Origin of the sequence: Novosphingobium sp. RL4, from assembly GCF_035658495.1 — a bacterium.
Classification (GTDB): Bacteria; Pseudomonadota; Alphaproteobacteria; order Sphingomonadales; family Sphingomonadaceae; genus Novosphingobium.
This window is the reverse complement of the sequence record NZ_CP141944.1, coordinates 270,938-289,162: the sequence shown is the minus strand read 5'-3', so window position 1 is coordinate 289,162 and position 18,225 is coordinate 270,938. Positions and strand designations below refer to the sequence as shown.

At 64.6% G+C, this 18,225-nt stretch carries 19 protein-coding genes; 5 read left to right on the top strand and 14 right to left on the bottom strand.

All coding sequences use genetic code 11. The features are described from left to right. Positions 1-129 precede the first annotated feature (129 nt). The 3 genes from rsfS to U9J33_RS01385 all read right to left on the bottom strand — a co-directional run bounded on the left by rsfS (position 130) and on the right by U9J33_RS01385 (position 2,657). On the bottom strand, positions 130-477 hold the full coding sequence (gene rsfS / locus U9J33_RS01395; RefSeq protein ID WP_054442128.1) for a ribosome silencing factor: 348 nt from the start codon (positions 475-477) through the stop codon (positions 130-132). A 165-nt stretch (positions 478-642) separates the two neighbouring features. After that, a complete protein-coding gene (locus U9J33_RS01390) occupies positions 643-1,392 on the bottom strand; it encodes a nicotinate-nucleotide adenylyltransferase (RefSeq protein ID WP_324697377.1) in 750 nt (249 codons plus the stop codon). Then, positions 1,356-2,657, bottom strand: coding sequence for a glutamate-5-semialdehyde dehydrogenase (locus tag U9J33_RS01385; protein ID WP_324699095.1), 1,302 nt, complete (start codon positions 2,655-2,657; stop codon positions 1,356-1,358). Before U9J33_RS01385 ends, U9J33_RS01390 begins: the two co-directional genes overlap by 37 nt. Before the next feature lie 360 nt (positions 2,658-3,017). Between U9J33_RS01385 and U9J33_RS01380 the strand changes: the two genes are divergently transcribed. Then, positions 3,018-4,091, top strand: a complete 1,074-nt coding sequence (locus U9J33_RS01380; RefSeq protein ID WP_324697375.1) for a M23 family metallopeptidase — start codon at positions 3,018-3,020, stop codon at positions 4,089-4,091. A 4-nt stretch (positions 4,092-4,095) separates the two neighbouring features. Further along, the gene (locus tag U9J33_RS01375) at positions 4,096-4,515 is read left to right on the top strand and encodes a bactofilin family protein (RefSeq protein WP_054442274.1); all 420 of its coding nucleotides are present in this window, start codon (positions 4,096-4,098) and stop codon (positions 4,513-4,515) included. A 100-nt stretch (positions 4,516-4,615) separates the two neighbouring features. On the opposite strand, the gene U9J33_RS01370 is transcribed toward U9J33_RS01375, so the two are convergent. From U9J33_RS01370 to U9J33_RS01330, 9 genes are read right to left on the bottom strand one after another with little or no spacing between them, the layout of a single operon-like run. After that, complete coding sequence (locus tag U9J33_RS01370; protein ID WP_324697372.1) at positions 4,616-5,002, bottom strand: iron-sulfur cluster assembly accessory protein; 387 nt, start codon at positions 5,000-5,002, stop codon at positions 4,616-4,618. Beyond that, on the bottom strand, positions 4,999-5,499 hold the full coding sequence (locus U9J33_RS01365) for a GNAT family N-acetyltransferase (RefSeq protein WP_054442133.1): 501 nt from the start codon (positions 5,497-5,499) through the stop codon (positions 4,999-5,001). Before U9J33_RS01365 ends, U9J33_RS01370 begins: the two co-directional genes overlap by 4 nt. After that, the gene (locus tag U9J33_RS01360) at positions 5,499-5,972 is read right to left on the bottom strand and encodes an SUF system Fe-S cluster assembly protein (RefSeq protein WP_054442134.1); all 474 of its coding nucleotides are present in this window, start codon (positions 5,970-5,972) and stop codon (positions 5,499-5,501) included. Before U9J33_RS01360 ends, U9J33_RS01365 begins: the two co-directional genes overlap by 1 nt. Continuing rightward, positions 5,969-7,168: a cysteine desulfurase gene (locus U9J33_RS01355; RefSeq protein ID WP_324697368.1), complete on the bottom strand. Its 1,200-nt coding sequence runs from the start codon at positions 7,166-7,168 to the stop codon at positions 5,969-5,971. The genes U9J33_RS01360 and U9J33_RS01355 overlap by 4 nt, the downstream gene beginning before the upstream one ends. Beyond that, positions 7,165-7,902 (bottom strand): SufD family Fe-S cluster assembly protein, encoded by a 738-nt coding sequence (locus U9J33_RS01350; protein WP_324697366.1) that lies wholly within the window; start codon positions 7,900-7,902, stop codon positions 7,165-7,167. The genes U9J33_RS01355 and U9J33_RS01350 overlap by 4 nt, the downstream gene beginning before the upstream one ends. Beyond that, positions 7,899-8,654, bottom strand: coding sequence for a Fe-S cluster assembly ATPase SufC (sufC, locus tag U9J33_RS01345; RefSeq protein WP_054442275.1), 756 nt, complete (start codon positions 8,652-8,654; stop codon positions 7,899-7,901). The genes U9J33_RS01350 and sufC overlap by 4 nt, the downstream gene beginning before the upstream one ends. A 2-nt stretch (positions 8,655-8,656) precedes the next feature. Then, positions 8,657-9,151, bottom strand: coding sequence for an endonuclease domain-containing protein (locus U9J33_RS01340; RefSeq protein ID WP_054442137.1), 495 nt, complete (start codon positions 9,149-9,151; stop codon positions 8,657-8,659). A 52-nt stretch (positions 9,152-9,203) separates the two neighbouring features. Beyond that, positions 9,204-10,742, bottom strand: a complete 1,539-nt coding sequence (gene sufB / locus U9J33_RS01335) for a Fe-S cluster assembly protein SufB (RefSeq protein ID WP_221937034.1) — start codon at positions 10,740-10,742, stop codon at positions 9,204-9,206. Further along, on the bottom strand, positions 10,743-11,180 hold the full coding sequence (locus tag U9J33_RS01330) for an SUF system Fe-S cluster assembly regulator (RefSeq protein ID WP_054442139.1): 438 nt from the start codon (positions 11,178-11,180) through the stop codon (positions 10,743-10,745). It lies immediately after the preceding gene. Between the two features lie 414 nt (positions 11,181-11,594). Here U9J33_RS01330 and U9J33_RS01325 point away from each other — a divergent pair, with 414 nt between their 5' ends. Beyond that, positions 11,595-12,638 carry a quinone-dependent dihydroorotate dehydrogenase gene (locus U9J33_RS01325; RefSeq protein WP_054442140.1) on the top strand — a complete coding sequence of 348 codons (1,044 nt, stop codon included), beginning with the start codon at positions 11,595-11,597 and terminating at the stop codon, positions 12,636-12,638. 148 nt (positions 12,639-12,786) lie between these two features. Then, positions 12,787-14,592, top strand: coding sequence for an AMP-dependent synthetase/ligase (locus tag U9J33_RS01320; RefSeq protein ID WP_324697361.1), 1,806 nt, complete (start codon positions 12,787-12,789; stop codon positions 14,590-14,592). A 9-nt stretch (positions 14,593-14,601) separates the two neighbouring features. On the opposite strand, the gene U9J33_RS01315 is transcribed toward U9J33_RS01320, so the two are convergent. Together U9J33_RS01315 and U9J33_RS01310 are read right to left on the bottom strand one after the other, a co-directional pair. Beyond that, positions 14,602-15,711: an ionic transporter y4hA gene (locus U9J33_RS01315; RefSeq protein WP_324697359.1), complete on the bottom strand. Its 1,110-nt coding sequence runs from the start codon at positions 15,709-15,711 to the stop codon at positions 14,602-14,604. A gap of 181 nt (positions 15,712-15,892) precedes the next feature. Further along, positions 15,893-16,651: a sugar phosphate nucleotidyltransferase gene (locus U9J33_RS01310; protein ID WP_054442143.1), complete on the bottom strand. Its 759-nt coding sequence runs from the start codon at positions 16,649-16,651 to the stop codon at positions 15,893-15,895. A 178-nt stretch (positions 16,652-16,829) separates the two neighbouring features. On the opposite strand from U9J33_RS01310, the gene U9J33_RS01305 reads away from it, so the two are divergent. Next, positions 16,830-18,209, top strand: coding sequence for a lipopolysaccharide biosynthesis protein (locus tag U9J33_RS01305; RefSeq protein ID WP_054442144.1), 1,380 nt, complete (start codon positions 16,830-16,832; stop codon positions 18,207-18,209). Positions 18,210-18,225: the final 16 nt, after the last annotated feature.

The window sequence follows — 18,225 nt, the reverse complement described above, 5'->3', positions numbered from 1 at the left end:
GGCCAGGTTCTGGGGACCGACGAGACGGCGCAGGGAAGCCGGCGATGCGCCCAGCGCATCCCGGTTCTTGTCAGGGCCCGGCCACATCCGCGGCCGGGTCATCCTCTCAACCGTGTGCCGGTCGCGGTATCAGGCCGCGCCGGACGGCCCGTCGAAGCCCCACATCCGTTCCAGATTGTAGAAGCTGCGCACTTCCGGACGGAAGAGGTGGACGATCACGCCGCCTGCATCGACCAGTACCCAGTCTGCCGCCGGCAGGCCTTCGATACGGGAAAGACCGAAGCCGCCATGTTTGAGGCGCTCGGCAAGCTTCTGCGCCATGGCTGCGACCTGGCGGGTCGAACGGCCGGACGCGATCACCATGAATTCGGCGATCGTCGACTTGCCGGCGAGGTCGATGGTCACGATGTCCTGCGCCTGGTCGTCATCCAGGGACTGCAGGACGAGGGCCAATTGCGGATCGTCTGATTCGACCATGGCCGGGGGCGTTGCGCCGGTTGAAGCCGGCTGTATCTGTGCCTGTGGCATCTTAAGTAGGGTCTGCTCCTTTCAGCGACCGACCGGGCAGGGCGAATGTCGTCCTGCCACGTTCGATCTGATCTTTGGAATTCCGGGCATGCGTAGGAGAGGCCTGACGCCTGCTCACGCTGCATCTCCGGGTATCGGGCGGTGCGTTACGTTGTCCCTGCGCGATAGGGTTTCTCTGCACGATCCGGCGCGACTGGAACCGGCCTGCGAAAGCTCCCTTGAAAGCTTGCGGGCCCAGTCCGGATCAGCCTGGCGAATAGCCGTGGCCGACCGCGTATCGGGGTCGAATCGCAATGTCACCAGCGCGGGGGCGCTCCACCTTTCCGGACCACGAAGACTGGACTGGGACCTCCGGAATCTTCCCAACCAGGCCATCGCGGGGCTCGCGAAAGCGTCGGCATCATACCCCGGACGGGCGATAACCGCAATCGGCATGAGTCTGGCGATGCCGCGCCAGTTCTTCCACTGGTGGAACTGGGCCAGATTGTCGGCCCCCATCAGCCACACGAACCGCCGTTTCGGGTAGCGCCGGACCAGCTTTCTGAGCGTATCCACGGTGTAGCGCGTGCCGAGTTCCCGCTCGATCGCGGTCACGCGGATGCGTGAGCGACGGGCCTGACGCCGGGCCGATTCGACCCTGGCGGCAACCGGCGCCATCCCCGCCCGGGGCTTGAGCGGATTGCCGGGCGAGACCATCCACCACACCTCGTCGAGTCCCAGCGCCTCTGCCGCGAAGAGACTGATGCGCCGGTGCCCGCCGTGAGCCGGGTTGAAGCTGCCGCCGAGCAGCCCGGTAACAGGACCGCTACGGATCGTGGTTCTCGCTGTCAGGGTCGTTCCTGCCCGGTGCCGCGCACCAGCCACTTGTAGGTGGTCAACCCTTCCAGCGCGACAGGGCCGCGAGCGTGCAGGCGGCCGGTGGCGATCCCGATTTCCGCGCCAAGGCCGAATTCGCCGCCATCGGCGAACTGGCTGGAGGCGTTGACCATGACGATGGCGCTGTCGACTTCGGCAAGGAAGCGCTCGGCGGCGGCGGGGTCGGCAGCGACGATCGCATCGGTGTGGTGCGATGAATGGATGGCGATATGCTCCATCGCGGCATCGAGTCCGTCTACCACCGCAATCGAGAGCACGGCGTCGAGATATTCGGTGTCCCAGTCCTCGTCGCTGGCGGGCAGAACGCGGGAGTCCAGAGCCTGCGCCCGTGCATCTCCGCGCAGTTCGCAACCGGCATCGGCCAGTGCCTCGACCACCTCGGCGGAGGCCGGGAACTGGGTGTCGAGCAGGAGAGTCTCCATCGAACCGCAGATGCCGGTGCGGCGCAGCTTCGCGTTGACCGCGATTCCACGCGCCATTTCGGGATCGGCGGAAGCATGGACATAAGTGTGGCAGATGCCATCGAGGTGCGCGAGCACAGGAACGCGCGCATCGGCCTGGACGCGCGCCACGAGGCCCTTGCCGCCGCGCGGCACGATCATGTCGATCAGCCCGGCAGCCGTCAGCATGGCGCCGACCACGGCGCGATCCTGCGACGGCACGAGCTGGACGGCAGCGGCGGGAACGCCTGCCTCTTCCAGCCCCGAAGTCATTGCCGCAAGGATCGCACGGTTCGAATGGAGCGCCTCGCTGCCGCCGCGAAGCAGTACCGCATTGCCGGAACGCAGGCAGAGCGCGGCGGCATCCGCGGTGACGTTGGGACGGCTTTCGTAGATGATGCCGATCAGACCGATGGGGATGCGCACGCGCGAGAGCTTGAGGCCGTTGGGCCGCTCGCTTTCGGAAATCACTTCGCCCACGGGATCGGGCAGGCTCGCCACTTGTTCCACGGCATCGGCAATCCCGGCGAGGCGCGCGGGATCCAGCCTCAGCCGATCGAGCATGGCGCCTGTCAGGCCCTTCGCCTCACCGGCTGCGACATCCCGGGCATTGGCGGCGAGGATTGCCGGTTCGGCGGCCCGCAGGGCATTGGCGGCGGCGCGCAGCGCCCCGGCTTTCTGCGCATCCGACAGCTGTGCAAGAACGCGCTGTGCGGCGCGGCCGGCGGCGGCGATACGGGCAACGAGGGCCTCGGGCGTTTCGTCGCCGTTCTCAGGCCGAACGTCGTCGGCAAGGTTCGTCTGCAGGTTCATGGCAAGGGGAACTAGCACCGATGCGCCGACGAGTCACCGATCGGGGCAAGCTGAAAAAGAATGCGGCAAAAACGGGCGCAAGTGCTTTTCAAACCGACGTTTTTCGGCGAATCACCCTTTCATCGCGATGAACCGCTCGTCCTGTTCCTGAAACGGTTCCCTCGATTCATCGCACACAGACTTCGCTTCAGCCGGATTCCGCAAGGGATTACGATCAGTCGATTCGCCTTAGTTCCCCGCTCCTGCTAGCTCGCCGCCGGGGCGAAAAGCCAGAATTTAAGCGGGGTCGTTTTGAAATTCACATCTGCCGGGGCGCTTCGCACGCGCCTCAGGGCGGCATTCCCGGATCGCGAACTCATCATGCGATCGCAGGGGCAGGTCCGCTTCATTCGCATCTCTTCCGGCATGCAGAAGGCCGCCGTCGGCGTTGTCGTCTCGCTGCTCGGTGCGTGGTGCGTTTCGATGGGCGCGGTCGCCTTCTCGCAGTTTTCGGCGACCAGCGAACATGCAGCCCTGGTAAACCGCGAAGCCAAGGTGGCCACCGCCGAAAGCCGCGTCCAGCAGTATCGTGACGATCTGAACGGCACCGTCGCCGATCTCGCCCGCCGCCAGCAGTTCATCGAGAAGATGGTCGATGCCCATATCGGCGAACTGCCGGAAGACCGGCAGGCCGGCGAAACCGTGACCGACAGTTCGGCAGAGGCCGCCGAGACGGTGCGTAAAGTCAGCGCCGCGCTTCCCGAAGCCGGCAGGCTCGCCGGCATCGAGGCGGAACAGCTCGCCTTCGTCGAACGCCTGACCCGCTACGCAGACCGCCGCGCGACCGCTGCTTCGGATGCCATCCGCAAGCTTGGCCTGAATCCCCGCACGATGATTGCCGGCGTCCGCTCCAAGGTTGCCGAAGGCGGCCCGCTCGAACGCCTCGCCACTTCGGCGAACGGCTCGCTCGATCCCCGCTTCCAGCGCCTCGGCCTCAGCCTTGCGCGCATGGATGCGCTGGAAAACGGCCTCGCCTCGATCCCGCAGGTCAGCCCGGCCCACGTCGCCTATGTGTCGTCGAGCTATGGCTACCGTTCAGACCCCTTCACCGGCGGCGCCGCATTCCATGCCGGGCTCGATTTCCCCGGCCCGATGGGCTCCCCGATCTATGCAGCCGCCAAGGGCAAGGTCACCTTCGTGGGCCAGCGCCAGGGCTACGGCAACTGCATCGAAATCAGCCATGGGAATGGCCTGATGACCCGCTACGGCCACCTTTCCGGTTTCGGCGTTCGCGCCGGGCAGGAAGTGGAAGGCGGCGCACGTATCGCCGCAATGGGCAGCACCGGCCGTTCGACCGGCCCGCATCTTCACTTCGAAGTGCGCGTCAATGAGCGTCCGGTCAATCCACGCCCCTTCCTCGAGGCCGCCCGCAATGTTCAGCAAGAAGCCCGATAACATCATGGCCAAGACTTTCACCAGCACCCGCAACGGCTCGGCATCGGGCTTCTCGATGCTCGGGAACGACATCACCCTCACCGGCAATATCGAGGCTTCCGCCGACCTCCACGTCGACGGCCGCGTGATCGGCGACATCTCCTGCAAAGCCCTCATCCAGGGCGAGGATAGCGAGATCGCCGGTGGCATCAGCGCCGAAACGGTCCGCATCGCCGGAACCGTGCGCGGAACCATCGCCGCCCGCGAAGTGGTGATCCTCAAAAGCGCGCAGATCATCGGCGATGTCGCCTATGATGCCCTGACCATCGAACAGGGCGCGCGGCTCGAAGGGCGCCTCAGCCCCAACGGCGGCCAGATGCCGCCTGCCATCGCGCAGCTGCCTAACCGGATCAGCGACGCGGAAGTGATCGTCGCGGCCGAGTAAGTCCGCCGATCTCCGACACGATAACGAAAAAGGCGTGATCTGGCGGATAATCCGCGAGATCACGCCTTTTTTCATGCCTGCTCGAGCAAGCGGGAGCCAGTCAGACGGTAAAGCTTTCCCCGCAGCCGCACGAGCCCTTGGCATTCGGGTTCTCGAATACGAAGCCGGCGGTGAAGTCGTCTTCCTTCCAGTCCATCACGCTGCCGATCAGGTAGAGGACCGAGGCACCGTCGATGTAGAAGATGCCGCCGGGGGTTTCGATCTTCTCGTCGAAGGGCTTTTCCTCGGCAACGTAGTCAACCGAATAGGCAAGGCCCGAGCAGCCCCGACGCGGCGTCGAAAGGCGTACGCCGATCGTCCCTTCGGGGGCATCGGCCATCAGCTTCGCGATCCGCGCCTCGGCATTGGGCGTGAGGATCACGGCGGCAGGGCGCTGCCGCGCTGTCGCCACAGGCTTCACTGAACTGCTTTCGGTGGTTGTGGTCATAGCTTCTTTTCCCAGAACAGCGCCGTGCCCGCCTGCGGGTCCAGTGCGTAATCGCCGTAGCCGAGCGAGGCATAGAGGCCCTTGGCCGTGCCATTGCCGCTCAACACTTCGAGCGTGATCTTGCAGGCGCCGCGCGCGCGGGCCTCTGCTTCTACCGCCAGCATCAAGGCCCGGCCCACACCCTTGCCGCGAACCTGCGGGCGCACGGCCATATCGTGGATATTCACCAGGGGCCGCGCGGCGAAAGTCGAAAAGCCAGTGATGCAGTTGGCGAGGCCTACGGCTTCCTCGCCAGCGAAGGCCAGCAGAGAGAAGGCGCCGCCATGAGCGGCAAGGCCGGGGACCAGCCGTTCGCGGACCTCATCGGACAGCGCCTTGCCTCCCCCCATCGGATCGCGCGCATAGCTGTCGAGCAGCGCGACCACGCGCGCGGCATCGGCCGCGTCGGCATAATCGGCAAGGCGCACGGTCAAGGCAGGAGGGGCAAGCGTCGCCATCAGAGCATGCCGAGTTCGAGCTTTGCCTCGTCGGACATCTTGGCCATGTCCCACGGCGGATCCCAGACGAGATTGACCTCGGCGTCACGCACGCCGGGCACCGCCGCGACGCGCATCTCGACTTCGCCGGGCATCGATTCCGCCACCGGACAGTGCGGCGTGGTCAGCGTCATCGTGACCGCGACCGAAGCCTCGGGCGAGACTTCGACGCCGTAGATCAGGCCGAGGTCGTAGATATTCACCGGGATTTCCGGGTCGAAGATTTCCTTCAGGGCATCGATCACGCCGTCGTAGATCGAGCCGCCGGGCTGGCCGGGGTCGATACCCTGCGGCTTTTCGGCAAGGAAACCGTCCAGATAGTCGCGCCTGCGCTCGACAGGCGCATCGTCCACCCGCGCACGCGGCGCAGGGGCCACCGAATCGACTTCCTCGACGGTGAAGGTGGGGCCAGAGACGGGAGTGTCGTCGTTCATCCGAAAATTCTCCTCGTGCGCTCGATTCCCTTGAGGAGCGCCTCGATATCGCTGTCGTCGCTATAGAGCCCGAAGCTTGCGCGGGCGGTGGCGGGGACGCCGAGCTGATCCATCAGCGGCTGCGCGCAGTGGTGGCCCGCCCGAATTGCTACGTTCTCTTCGTCCAATATGGTGCCGAGGTCGTGCGGATGCACCCCGTCGAGCGCGAAACTGACGATTCCCACGGAATCGGCCGGACCGAACAGGGTCACGTCGTTGCGCTTGCCCAGTTCCTCGCGCAGCTTGCCGGCAAGGTGGCGTTCGTGTGCCTCGGCACGGTCGAGCCCGTAAGCCTGGAGCCAGTCGATGGCGGCCGCCAGTCCGATGGCCTCTACGATCATCGGCGTGCCGGCCTCGAATCGCTGCGGGGCAGGTGCAAAAGTGGTCTTCTCGAAGGTGACGCGGTCGATCATCGCGCCGCCGCCCTGCCAGGGCGGCATCGAATCGAGGATTTCCTTGCGAGCCCACAGCGCTCCGATCCCGGTCGGGCCGTAGAGCTTGTGTGCGGAAAACACGTAGAAGTCCGCCTGCATGGCCTTCATGTCGAGCGCGATGCGGGGAGCGGCCTGGCAGCCGTCCACCAGCAACTTAGCGCCGACCGCATGCGCCAGTCTGGCAGCCTCGGCCACATCCAGCACCGAACCGAGCACGTTGGAGACATGCGCGAAGGCAACCAGCTTATGGGCCGGGGTGAGAATGCGCGCGGCGGCTTCGAGATCGATCCGGCCATCGGCGGTCAAGGGGCAGACGTCGATCTCGACGCCGATGCGATCGCGCAGCATCTGCCACGGGACGATGTTCGAATGGTGCTCCAGCGTGGAAAGCAGGATGCGATCGCCGGCCTTGAGGTTCGCCGATCCCCATGTCTGGGCGACAAGGTTGATCGCCTCGGTCGCGCCGCGCGTGAAGACGATCTCATCCTCGTGCCCGCCCAGGAACGCGGCGACCTTTCGGCGTGCCGCCTCGAAAGCCAGCGTCATCTCCGCCGAACGGGCATAGACTCCACGGTGGACGGTCGCATAGTCGCGGCCCAGCGCATTCACGGTGGCGTCGATCACCGCCTGCGGCTTCTGTGCGGTCGCCGCAGTGTCGAGATAGTGCCAGTCTCCGGCAAGACCGGGGAACTGGTCCTTGAGGACGAGCACGTCAGCGGTCACAGGATCTGCTCCAGACGGGCGATGGCGGCTTCGCTCAGTTCCGCCTCGCCGGGCGCACCGGTGAAGGCCTCGGCGATGAACGCCTGGAGCATCAGGCGCTTGGCTTCGGGCGGAGTGAGGCCGCGGCTCATCAGGTAGAACAGGCCGTTGGCGTCGAGTTCGCCGACCGCGCAGCCATGTGCCGCCTTGACGTCGTCGGCGTAGATTTCGAGTTCCGGCCGGGCATTGGCGGTAGCCGTGCGGTCCAGCAGCATGGCGCGCACCGATTGTTCGGCATCAGTGCCGTCTGCCCCGCGTTCGACGGCGATACGGCCTAGATAGGTGCCGACCGAATGACCTGCGAGCGCAGTGCGCACGATCTGGCTGGATGTTGCGTTCAGCCCTGCGTGAGTGACTTCGGTGACGAGCTCCAGCGTCTCGTTGCCGGTGGCGAGCTGCGCCGCGCCCAGCGTGAAGTCCGCACCTTCGGCCAGCCGCACATCTACGGCGATCCGGCCGTAAACGGGACCCGCCGAAAGCACGCGAAGGTCGAATTTCGCGCCTTTGCCCAGCGAGATGACGAGGTGGCGGGCCACCGCTGCTGCGCCGTCCTCGACGATCTGGAGCGAATCTTCGGCATCGTCGGTCACGACGATGTTCTCGCGCGCGATCGGCCAGACATCGGCCAGTGCCGCGATGTCGGAATAGCGGAAGTCTTCGCTCTTCCGCGTGGGGAGAGGCGCCAGTTCGCTCATGCCGCCGTCTCTTGGACCACCGCCTCGTAGCCCTCTTCCTCAAGCCGCAGCGCAAGGTCGGGGCCCCCGGTCTTGACGATCCGGCCGGCTGCAAGGACGTGGACGAAGTCCGGCTTCACATAGTCGAGCAGGCGCTGGTAGTGCGTGATCAGCAGCACGGCCTTGTCGGGCGCGCGCATGATCGAATTGATGCCCTCGCCGCAGATGCGCAGCGCGTCGATGTCGAGGCCGGAGTCGGTCTCGTCGAGGATCGCCAGCTTTGGATCGAGGATGCCCATCTGCACCATCTCGGCGCGCTTCTTCTCGCCGCCGGAAAAACCGACGTTCACCGGGCGCTTCAGCATGTCCATGTCCATGCGCAGCAGGCCCGCCTTCTCTCGTGCGAGCTTCAGGAACTCGCCGCCCGAAAGCGGGGTCTCGTCCCGGCCCTTGCGCTGGGCATTGGCCGCCTCGCGCAGGAACTGGACGAAGGAGACACCGGGAATCTCGACCGGATACTGGAAGCCCAGGAACAGGCCGGCAGCGGCGCGCTCGTGCGGTTCCAGTTCCAGCAGGTCCTGGCCCAGGAAATCGACCGAACCGCCGGTCACTTCATAGCCGGGGCGACCGCCCAGGGTGTAGCCCAGCGTCGACTTGCCCGCGCCGTTGGGCCCCATGATCGCGTGAATCTCGCCGGGGTTGATCGTCAGCGAGAGACCCTTGAGGATCGGCTTGTCGGCGACATTGGCCTGGAGATTTTCGATCTTGAGCATGGTCATCCTTCGGCGCCCTCGTCAAAACGGGGGGAAGCGGTGGTGCCGGCCTTCCTGCGGGCCGAGCGCTTGTCGAAGGGCACGTTGAGTTCGGTATTGATCTCACGCACCACAGTATCGACGTTGCCGAGCACTTCCTCTTCGGAGAAGCGCAGCACGCGAATGCCGACTTCGGTAAGCTTGCGGTCCTGCAACTCGTTGACGTCCGGGTTGGAATCCTCGGCGCTCAGCTGGATCACGATCCAGCGCGAGGGGCAGGCGAAATCGACGATGGCCGAGCCGACCACCGACTGGCGAATGAACTTCACGCCGCCCAGCTTCGAGCCCGAAAGCTCTGCCCACAGCGCCTTCTGCGCTTCGCTGGGGTTGCGGCGCTGGTCCTTGGCGCGTTCCTTCAGCGTTTCGAGGCGGGCGCCGGTAACGTTGAAGCTGGCCTTGGCGTCTGCTTTCGGCGTGGCGGCCGTGCTGATGCCCAGAGTCTTGCGGGCGGTGGTCATGGGAGAGTTCCTTCGAAATTCTTGCGAGAGAGGGATGCGCCGCGGTCGAAAATCAACCCACGCTCCCTTCAAGACTGATACCCAGCAGCTTCTGCGCTTCGACGGCGAACTCCATCGGCAATTGCTGAAGCACTTCCTTGGCGAAACCGTTGACGATCAGCGCTACCGCCTGCTCGGTATCGAGCCCGCGCTGCATGGCGTAGAACAGCTGGTCGTCGCTGATCTTGCTGGTGGTCGCCTCGTGCTCGATCTGGGCGCTGGGGTTGCGCACTTCGATATAGGGCACCGTGTGGGCGCCGCATTCCTTGCCGAGCAGCAGCGAATCGCACTGGGTGAAATTGCGCACGCCGTCCGCATTGGCGGCCACGCGGACAAGGCCGCGATAGGTGTTGTTCGACTTGCCGGCCGAGATGCCCTTGGAAATGATCGTCGAGCGGCTGCCCTTGCCGTTGTGGATCATCTTGGTGCCGGTATCGGCCTGCTGGTAATTGTTGGTGACGGCCACCGAGTAGAACTCGCCCACCGAATCCTCGCCGTTGAGGACGCAGCTGGGATACTTCCAGGTGATCGCCGATCCGGTTTCAACCTGCGTCCACGAGATCTTCGAGCGCGCGCCCTGGCACAGGCCGCGCTTGGTCACGAAGTTGTAGATGCCGCCCTTGCCGTTGGCATCGCCGGGGTACCAGTTCTGCACGGTCGAGTACTTGATCTCGGCGTCTTCCATGGCGACCAGTTCGACCACGGCAGCGTGAAGCTGGTTCTCATCGCGCATCGGCGCGGTGCAGCCTTCGAGGTAGGATACGTAGCTACCCTTTTCGGCGACGATCAGGGTGCGTTCGAACTGGCCGGTATTCTCCGCGTTGATGCGGAAATAGGTCGAAAGCTCCATCGGACAGCGCACGCCCTCCGGGATGTAGACGAAAGTGCCGTCCGAGAAGACCGCGCAATTCAGCGCCGCGAAGTAGTTGTCCTGCACGGGCACGACCTTGCCGAGCCACTTCTTCACCAGTTCCGGGTATTCGCGGATCGCCTCGGAGATCGAGCGGAAGATCACGCCCGCCTGCTCCAGTTCCTTACGGAAGGTCGTTGCGACCGAAACCGAATCGAACACGGCGTCCACGGCCACCTTGCGCGCGCCTTCGACACCGGCGAGCACTTTCTGCTCCTCCAGCGGAATGCCCAGCTTCTCGTAGACCTTGAGAATTTCGGGATCGACCTCGTCGAGGCTCGACAGCGAAGGCTTCTTCTTGGGCGCGGCCCAGTAATAGGCTTCCTGGTAGTCGATCGGCGGTACGTTGAGCTTGGCCCAGTCCGGCGGAGTCATCTCAAGCCACCTGGCATAGGCCTTGAGACGCCATTCCAGCATCCACTCCGGCTCGTCCTTCTTGGCCGAGATGAAGCGGACGGTATCCTCGGACAGGCCCTTGGGGCCGTATTCCTGCTCGATGTCGGCTACCCAGCCGTGTTCGTAATCGGCCACGCGTGCGGCGGCTTCGCGCGCAGCCTGATCGCGCACGTCCGCTTCCCGCACTTCGTCCCCATGGACTTCGCGCACCTCGATGGTGCCCTCGGGGGAGGTTTCGTCAGTCATTTACACTTCCTCGACGAGCTGGGTCAGGACCACTTGCGCCAATGCACCGCGCAATGCCGCATTTACCTGCGGCCAGTGCGGGCGCACGCTGCAGCCGCTTTCCAGCGTACATTCGTGCTTGCCTTGTTCGAGACAGGCGGTGAGCGCGATGGGCCCTTCTACTGCCTCGACGATATCCGCAATCGAAATCGTCCCGGGAGCGCGGGCGAGCTTCAGCCCGCCGCCCACGCCGCGGGTCGATTGCAGCAATCCCGCGGCAGTCAGTTTGCTCACCAGCTTCTGCACCGTCGGAGCGGGCAGGCCGGTGTCTTCCGCAAGCTGCGCGGCCGAGATGCGGCTCATCCGCGAATCTTCCGGGTGATGCGCGCAGGCGCCCGAATGCCGAGTCGCGGCGGACATGATGACGACAGCGTAATCGGCCATGCTGGACAGGCGCATATATGGCGGCTTTCGGGACTCAGCGGTTAAAGTGGATCAATTCTTTCCGATTTGCCACCTAGTGCAGGACCCCTCCCGTTTCAATGGAGTTTCGCACAGGTTTTGTGCGACAAAATCGCCCGCGCTGTTGCAAATCTTTCGCTTTTGGACAGAATTCGCTGCGACGAAGGGGAAAACCGAGAAAAAAGGCGGTCCCCGGTCAGGACCGGGAACCGCCGTCAAGGTAATAAAGAACTCGTGCGCATCCCGCTACGAGCCCTTCGGGTCGCGACTCTCCTGTATGCCGCCACCCCGGCGATTTATTGTATAAACGCGACACGCGCGGCCGGAGCGGCGGGGTTCGGGTCGAATTTGCGCGCACGAGTGTGATAAGAAGCGTTTGAGCAACAGGCGCGACGTGTTTATGCGCAAGCCGTGCTCTATTCCCTGATCCGACCCGCCCTGTTCCGGCTCGAAGCCGAATCAGCCCATGGCCTCGCCCTCAAGGCGCTCAAGCTCACGCGGCCGAAGCGCGCGCCCGTGTTTCCGGCCTCGCTGGCCACCGAAGTGGCGGGACTCGCTTTCCCGAACCCCGTCGGCATGGCGGCCGGGTTCGACAAGGACGGCGAAGTGCCTGACGCGCTGTTGGGCCTGGGCTTCGGCTATGCCGAAGTCGGCTCGATCACGCCGCTGCCGCAAGTGGGCAACCCGAAGCCGCGCCTGTTCCGCCTGGTGGAGGATGGCGCCGTCATCAACCGGATGGGTTTCAACAACCATGGCAGCGCAGCGGCACAGGCGCATCTGGGCGCCCGTCTCGGCCGTCCGGGCGTGGTGGGTATCAATATCGGGGCCAACAAGGATTCCAGCGACCGCGTAGCCGATTACGCCAGGATGGCGACGATCATGGCACCGCTCGCGGGCTATCTGGCCGTCAACATTTCCAGCCCGAATACGCCGGGCCTTCGCGCGCTTCAGGACGAATCGGCGCTGACCGGGCTACTGGACGCGGTGATCGAAGCCCGTGACGAGGTTTGCGGCGAAACCAGGCCGCCCATATTCCTGAAGGTCGCACCCGATCTCGAACCGGCGGACATCGACGCGATTGCGCGGATTGCGATCGACAAGCGACTGGGCGCTCTGATCGTGTCCAACACCACGATTTCACGGCCGGCGCTGCGTTCGGTCCATCGCGGCGAATCCGGCGGTCTTTCCGGTGCGCCTGTGCGGGATCTGGCGCATCAGCGCCTGCGCGACTTCCGCAAGGCGACCGGCGGGGCGGTCCCGCTGGTCGGGGTCGGCGGTATCGCCACGGCCGAACATGCCTGGGATCGCATCCGTGCCGGGGCCAGCCTCGTGCAGCTCTACAGCGCCATGGTCTATGAGGGACCGGGAATCGCCAAGACCGTCTGCAAGGGGCTGGAACGGCTGATGAAGCGCGACGGATTCGCCTCCATCGCCGAAGCAGTGGGCACTGAATAGCGCGGCGCCTGGCACGACAGGCACACGACAAGGTCAAGTCCCGCGCTTGTCGCAACCATCGCGCGCGCCTAGACGTTGGCCAGAACGGATATCCACGCGGACGATCTGCAGGGAAATTTCCGCATGATGAGAGAGGAAAAGGGTCGGCATGGATCTTGGTGACTTCGACAAGTGCACCAACCTGGTATCGCTGTTCCTGAAGCGGGCGGATCGGCTTGGCGATGCGCCGATGCTCTGGGCGAAGCGGGATGGCGCCTGGCATTCCACCAGTTGGGCCGAGGCTGCGCGCAAGGTCTCGCTGATTGCCGCTTCGCTGCGCCGGATGGGCCTGCAGGCGGGAGACCGCGTGCTGATCGTCTCCGAGAACCGGCCGGAATGGTGCCTTGCCGATCTTGCGATCATGGCGGCGGGTTGCGTGACAGTGCCCGCCTACACCACCAACACGACCCGCGATCACATCCATATCCTCGAAAACTCGGGTGCCAGGGCTGCGATCGTTTCCAGTGGAAAGCTGGCAAAGGCCCTGCTGCCGGCGATCGTGCAGACGGACTTGTGCCGCCATGTCATCGGTATGGAGCCGCTGCCGCCGATGCAGGGCGGCGCGTATGACGTGCACGACTGGTCGGAATTGCTCGAAGGCGACGCCGCGAAGGCACGGTCCGAGGTGGACGAGCGGGTCGCCGGCGTTCGCCGCCGCGATCTTGCCTGCATCATCTACACCAGCGGCACGGGCGGCGCCCCGCGCGGCGTGCGGCAGCATCACGGCATGCTCCTCATGAACGTGGCGGGCGCGGCGCAGATCGTCATTGACGATTTCGGCCTCGATCATAGCGAGACCTTCCTCTCTTTCCTCCCGCTCAGCCATGCTTACGAGCATACCGGAGGCCAGTTCCTGCCGATCGCGGTCGGCGGGCAAATCTATTATTCCGAAGGGCTCGACAAGCTCGCGTCCAATATCGAGGAAGTGCGGCCGACGATCATGGTCGTCGTCCCGCGCCTGTTCGAGGTGCTGCGCACGCGAATCATGAAGCAGATCGAGAAGCAGGGCGCGATCCCCGCCCGGCTCATGGAAATGGCGCTCGGCATCGCCGGACGCGAGCAGGCCGGTCGACGCCGCCTTCTGGACTATCCGCTGGACATGCTGATCGAACGGACGCTGCGGCCCAAGGTGCGCGCCAAGTTCGGCGGGCGGATGAAGGCGCTGGTTTCAGGCGGGGCGCCGCTCAACCCCGAAATCGGGGCCTTTTTCGACGCCATGGGCCTGACCCTGCTGCAAGGCTACGGCCAGACAGAGGCCGGACCGATCATCAGTTGCAACCGCCCCGCCGCAGGCATCAAGCACGATACGGTCGGTCCGCCGCTGCGCGGGGTGGAAGTGAAGATCGCCGAAGACGGGGAGATTCTCGTACGCGGCGAACTGGTCATGCAGGGCTATTGGCAGAATGCCGCCGCAACCGAGGCGGTACTGCACGACACCTGGCTGCACACCGGCGACGTCGGCCATATCGACGAGCGCGGGCGCATCATGATTACCGACCGCAAGAAGGACATGATCGTCAACGACAAGGGCGACAATGTCTCGCCCCAGAAGGTCGAATCGATGCTGACGCTCCAGCCCGAGATCGCGCAGGCCATGGTCCATGGCGACCGCCGGCCCTATATCGTCGGGCTCGTCGTGCCGGATGCCGACTGGGCTCTGGAGTGGGCCAAGGAAAACGGCGAGAAATTCGATTTCAAGGCGCTCCAGGGGCTGCCCGCTTTCCGTGCGGTCATTCGCGGCGCGATCGACCGCGTGAATGCCGATCTCTCCGTCATCGAGAAGGTTCGTCAGTTCACTTTCGCGGACGAACCCTTCTCGATCGAGAACGAGGAAATGACCCCCAGCCTCAAGATTCGGCGCCACAAGCTCAAGGAGCGTTACGGCGAGCGACTGGATGCGCTCTACCGGAGTTGAACCTCGGTTCTACGGAACCAGGGTCGTGAAAAGGTAGGTCGCGAAGATCACGAGATGGACCATACCCTGCACCAGGGTGGTCCGTCCGGTGCTGAGCGTCAACGTGGCGACCAGCAGGGTGAGCGCCAGCAGGACCGTCGACTTGATCGACAGGCCGAGCTCGAGATCCAGCTCCATCCACATCGAGGCGACCGCAACGGCCGGGATGGTGAGACCGATCGTCGCCAGTGCCGAACCGATCGCGAGATTGAGGCTGGTCTGCACCCGGTTGGCACGGGCCGCGCCAAGCGCGGCCAGGCTTTCGGGTGCCAGAACCAGTGCGGCGATGATGATGCCGACCGTGGCATGGGGGGCGCCCATGGCGGCCACTCCGGCCTCGATCGACGGCGAAAGCGCCTTGGCCAGCATGACCACCGCGACAAGCGCAACAAGGAGCATGACGCCCGCAGCCAGGGCCTTGTTCACCGGGACTTTTTCGTGCCCATCGTCGCTTTCCTCGGGATAGAGGAAGTGGTCGCGGTGACGGATCGTCTGGGCGACGACGAAGGTGCCGTAGAGCATCAACGAGACGACGCCGACAAAGATCAGCTGCTTCTCGTTGTAGAACGGGCCGACCTGGCTGGTGGTATAGTTGGGCATCACCAGGGTCAGCACCGAAAGCGTCGCGAGGATGGCGAGGCCGTGGTTCACGCCGGACTGGGTATAGCCCTGTTCATGGTGCCGGCCGCCGCCCAGCAGGAGGCAGACACCGACTATCCCGTTGATCGTTATCATGACGGCGGCGATCACCGTATCGCGTGCCAATGCCTGTGCCCCGTTTCCTTCGCTGAGCATGATCGAGACGATCAGAGAGGTTTCGATCACCGTTACGGCAAAGGCCAGGATCAGCGTGCCGAACGGCTCGCCCACACGGTGCGCGATGGCTTCGGCATGATAGACCGCCGACATGATGGCACCGCCCAGCACGACCGCCAGCGATGCCGCCATCAGCACATTCGAGGGCTTGCCCAGCGCGATGGCCGCAACCGCGAGAAACGGAACCGCGATCGCCCAGGGAGCCAGCCCAAAACAAGGAAAGGTTGCGGACTTGTTTCCGGGGGCGGGGGAAGGGACATTCATATCGGGCACTATAGGGTAAAAGCGCCGGAGGGCCAGTTACGCTGTCTTGCTGAGGGCTTTTCGGCTCGCCCGTCCCGATCGTCCTGAAGGGCGGGCGCCATGACGCGTGGCAGTGGGCGACGCTAGCCCGCCTATCAGTCGGAGTTGGCGGACAAAGCATGGCTTTGCCCGCCTTTTTGGGTCATTTCCAGGTATCGGTGAGGCCGGTCGCGATCTCGATGTCGTTGAGGAAATCGACTTCGGCCCAATCCAGGCCCTCGATCGAGACGGTCCCGACCTTTCCGGTGGGGGCAATCGAATCGATGACCTTGAGATACCAGTGCTGGACGCCTTCGGGCGTCCGCATGGCCTGGCGGACGGTTTCGCGGAATAGGTCCGCCCCTTCGCCCCGGAAGGCCAGGAACCCGATCGATTCGGAGTTGGACTGCTGCGCGGTGAGCGTCTTGCCGATGTGGACCAGCCGGCCGTCGGTCTCGCGCTCCACCTTCATGTCGTCGCTGTCGTAGCCTTCGGCCTTGATGTCCACGGTAACGGTAATGGGCCAGGGATTGCCGTCGGCATCGGCGGCGCCCTGCTGCACCTTTCTGACGATTTCCTCCGACACCAGCGTATCGCCGTTGAGGATCAGGAAGTCTCCACGCATCGCCTCGCGCGCGATCCAGCAGGAGCCGAGATTGTCCGCCACCTTGAAGAAAGGGTTGAAGCGGATGTTGATCTCGACTCGCGGGTCGCTGATCGCATTCAGGTGCTCTTCCAGCATGTCGGTCATGAAGCCGGTGACAACGTCGATCCGCTTCACGCCGCCGCGCGCCAGCATCTCGATCTGCCATTCGATCAGCGACTTGCCCGAGAAGTCGATCATGCATTTCGGCCGTTCGGCGGTAAGCGGAAGCAGCCGCGAGCCCTGGCCGGCGCTGAGAAGAATGGCGTGTTCGATCATAGGTTCTACGTTTCGTGCTGGGGGAGGAACCCGGCATCTAGGCATTGCAAGGCAAAAGGAAAAGGTGCGGCACGAACGGGCCGGGACGATCCCCGTGCGGGCCTATTCGTTCAGGCTGGTGACATCCCGGGTCGCGATAGCTTGCAAGTCTCTTCCCCCTCGTTCACATGCTGGCCCAATGTCCGCCAAATTTCACCGCCGCGAGAGCAAATCTCCGCTAGGGCGGATACTCCAGAACACGGCCTGGCTGCTGGGCGGCAAGGGTTTCGGTGCCGTTTGCGGCATCGCCTATCTGGCCATCCAGACACGGTCGCTCGGCCTCAAGGATTTCGGCCACTTTTCGCTGATCTTCGGGACCGCGCAGGCGCTCATCGCGCTTGCCAGTTTCCAGACCTGGCGCGTGGTCGTCCGTTACGGCAGCGAGCATGTCCACCAGAAGGACTGGGGCAAGCTTGGCCGCCTCGGGATGCTGTGCGGCATACTCGATGCGGTCGGCGCGATCATCGGCTGCGGGCTCGCGGCGATCCTGATCTACGGCTTCGCCCATATGCTGGACCTCAACCCGCATTTCATCGACGTGGCCTTCTGGTTCTGCGTGGGGTCGCTCTGGGCGCTGGTTTCGGCGCCCACCGGCATCGTGCGCGCGCTCAACCGGTTCGACATGGCCGTCTATGTGGAGGCCGTGGTTCCCAGCGGACGACTGGCCGCTTCTCTGGTCATATGGCTGACCGGGCCGAGCGTCGGGCGTTTCCTGTTCGCATGGGCTGCGATCGATATCCTGGAAGCCGCGCTCTACTGGGTCATGGCGCGTCGGCTTTGCCCGGAAGCGGTGAACCTGCGGAACCTTCGCAATTGGCGCCAGTCGATTGACGAGAATCCCGGCGTCACGCGGTTCTTCATGCAGACTTACGTGGCCTCCACGCTCGATGCGGCGATGAAGAACGGCCCGCTGCTGATCGTCGGGGCCTGGGTGGGCACCAAGGCGGCAGGCCTTTACCGCCTCGCCTCGCAGCTTTCGCAGGCGCTCAGCAAGCTTTCCTCGCTGCTCACACGGTCGGTCTATGCCGAAGTGGCGCGTGCCCGCGTTTCCTCCGAGGCGGCGGAATTCCGCAAGCTGGCGCTCCAGACCAGCAAGATCGCCGGTCTTGCCGGCATCGTCGTCGTCACTGTGGCGGTGCTGCTGGGCAAGCAGATGCTGGAAGTGATCGGCGGCAACGATTTCGAACAGGGCGCGGCGATCCTCGTGCCGCTGACCCTTGCGGCGAGCTTCGACCTTGCCAGCGTGGCCTTCGAGCCCGTGCTTCACGCCACCGGCCGGGCGCGGCATTCGCTGATCGCACGGCTCATCGCCCTGGTGGCGATGGCGATCGGGCTGGTCATCCTGCTGCCTACCGGTTCCAGCGGCGCGGCATGGGCGGTGGCGCTGGGCGGCGCGGTTTCCTACGTCGCCATGGGGCTTATGGCGTGGCGAACGCTCCAGCAGATCGAGCGTAACGAAATCCGGATCATGCCCGATCCCGAAGGCGATCTTCCGGTCGCGGATTCCAGCGCAGGCTGAGTCTCGACAGGTGAGG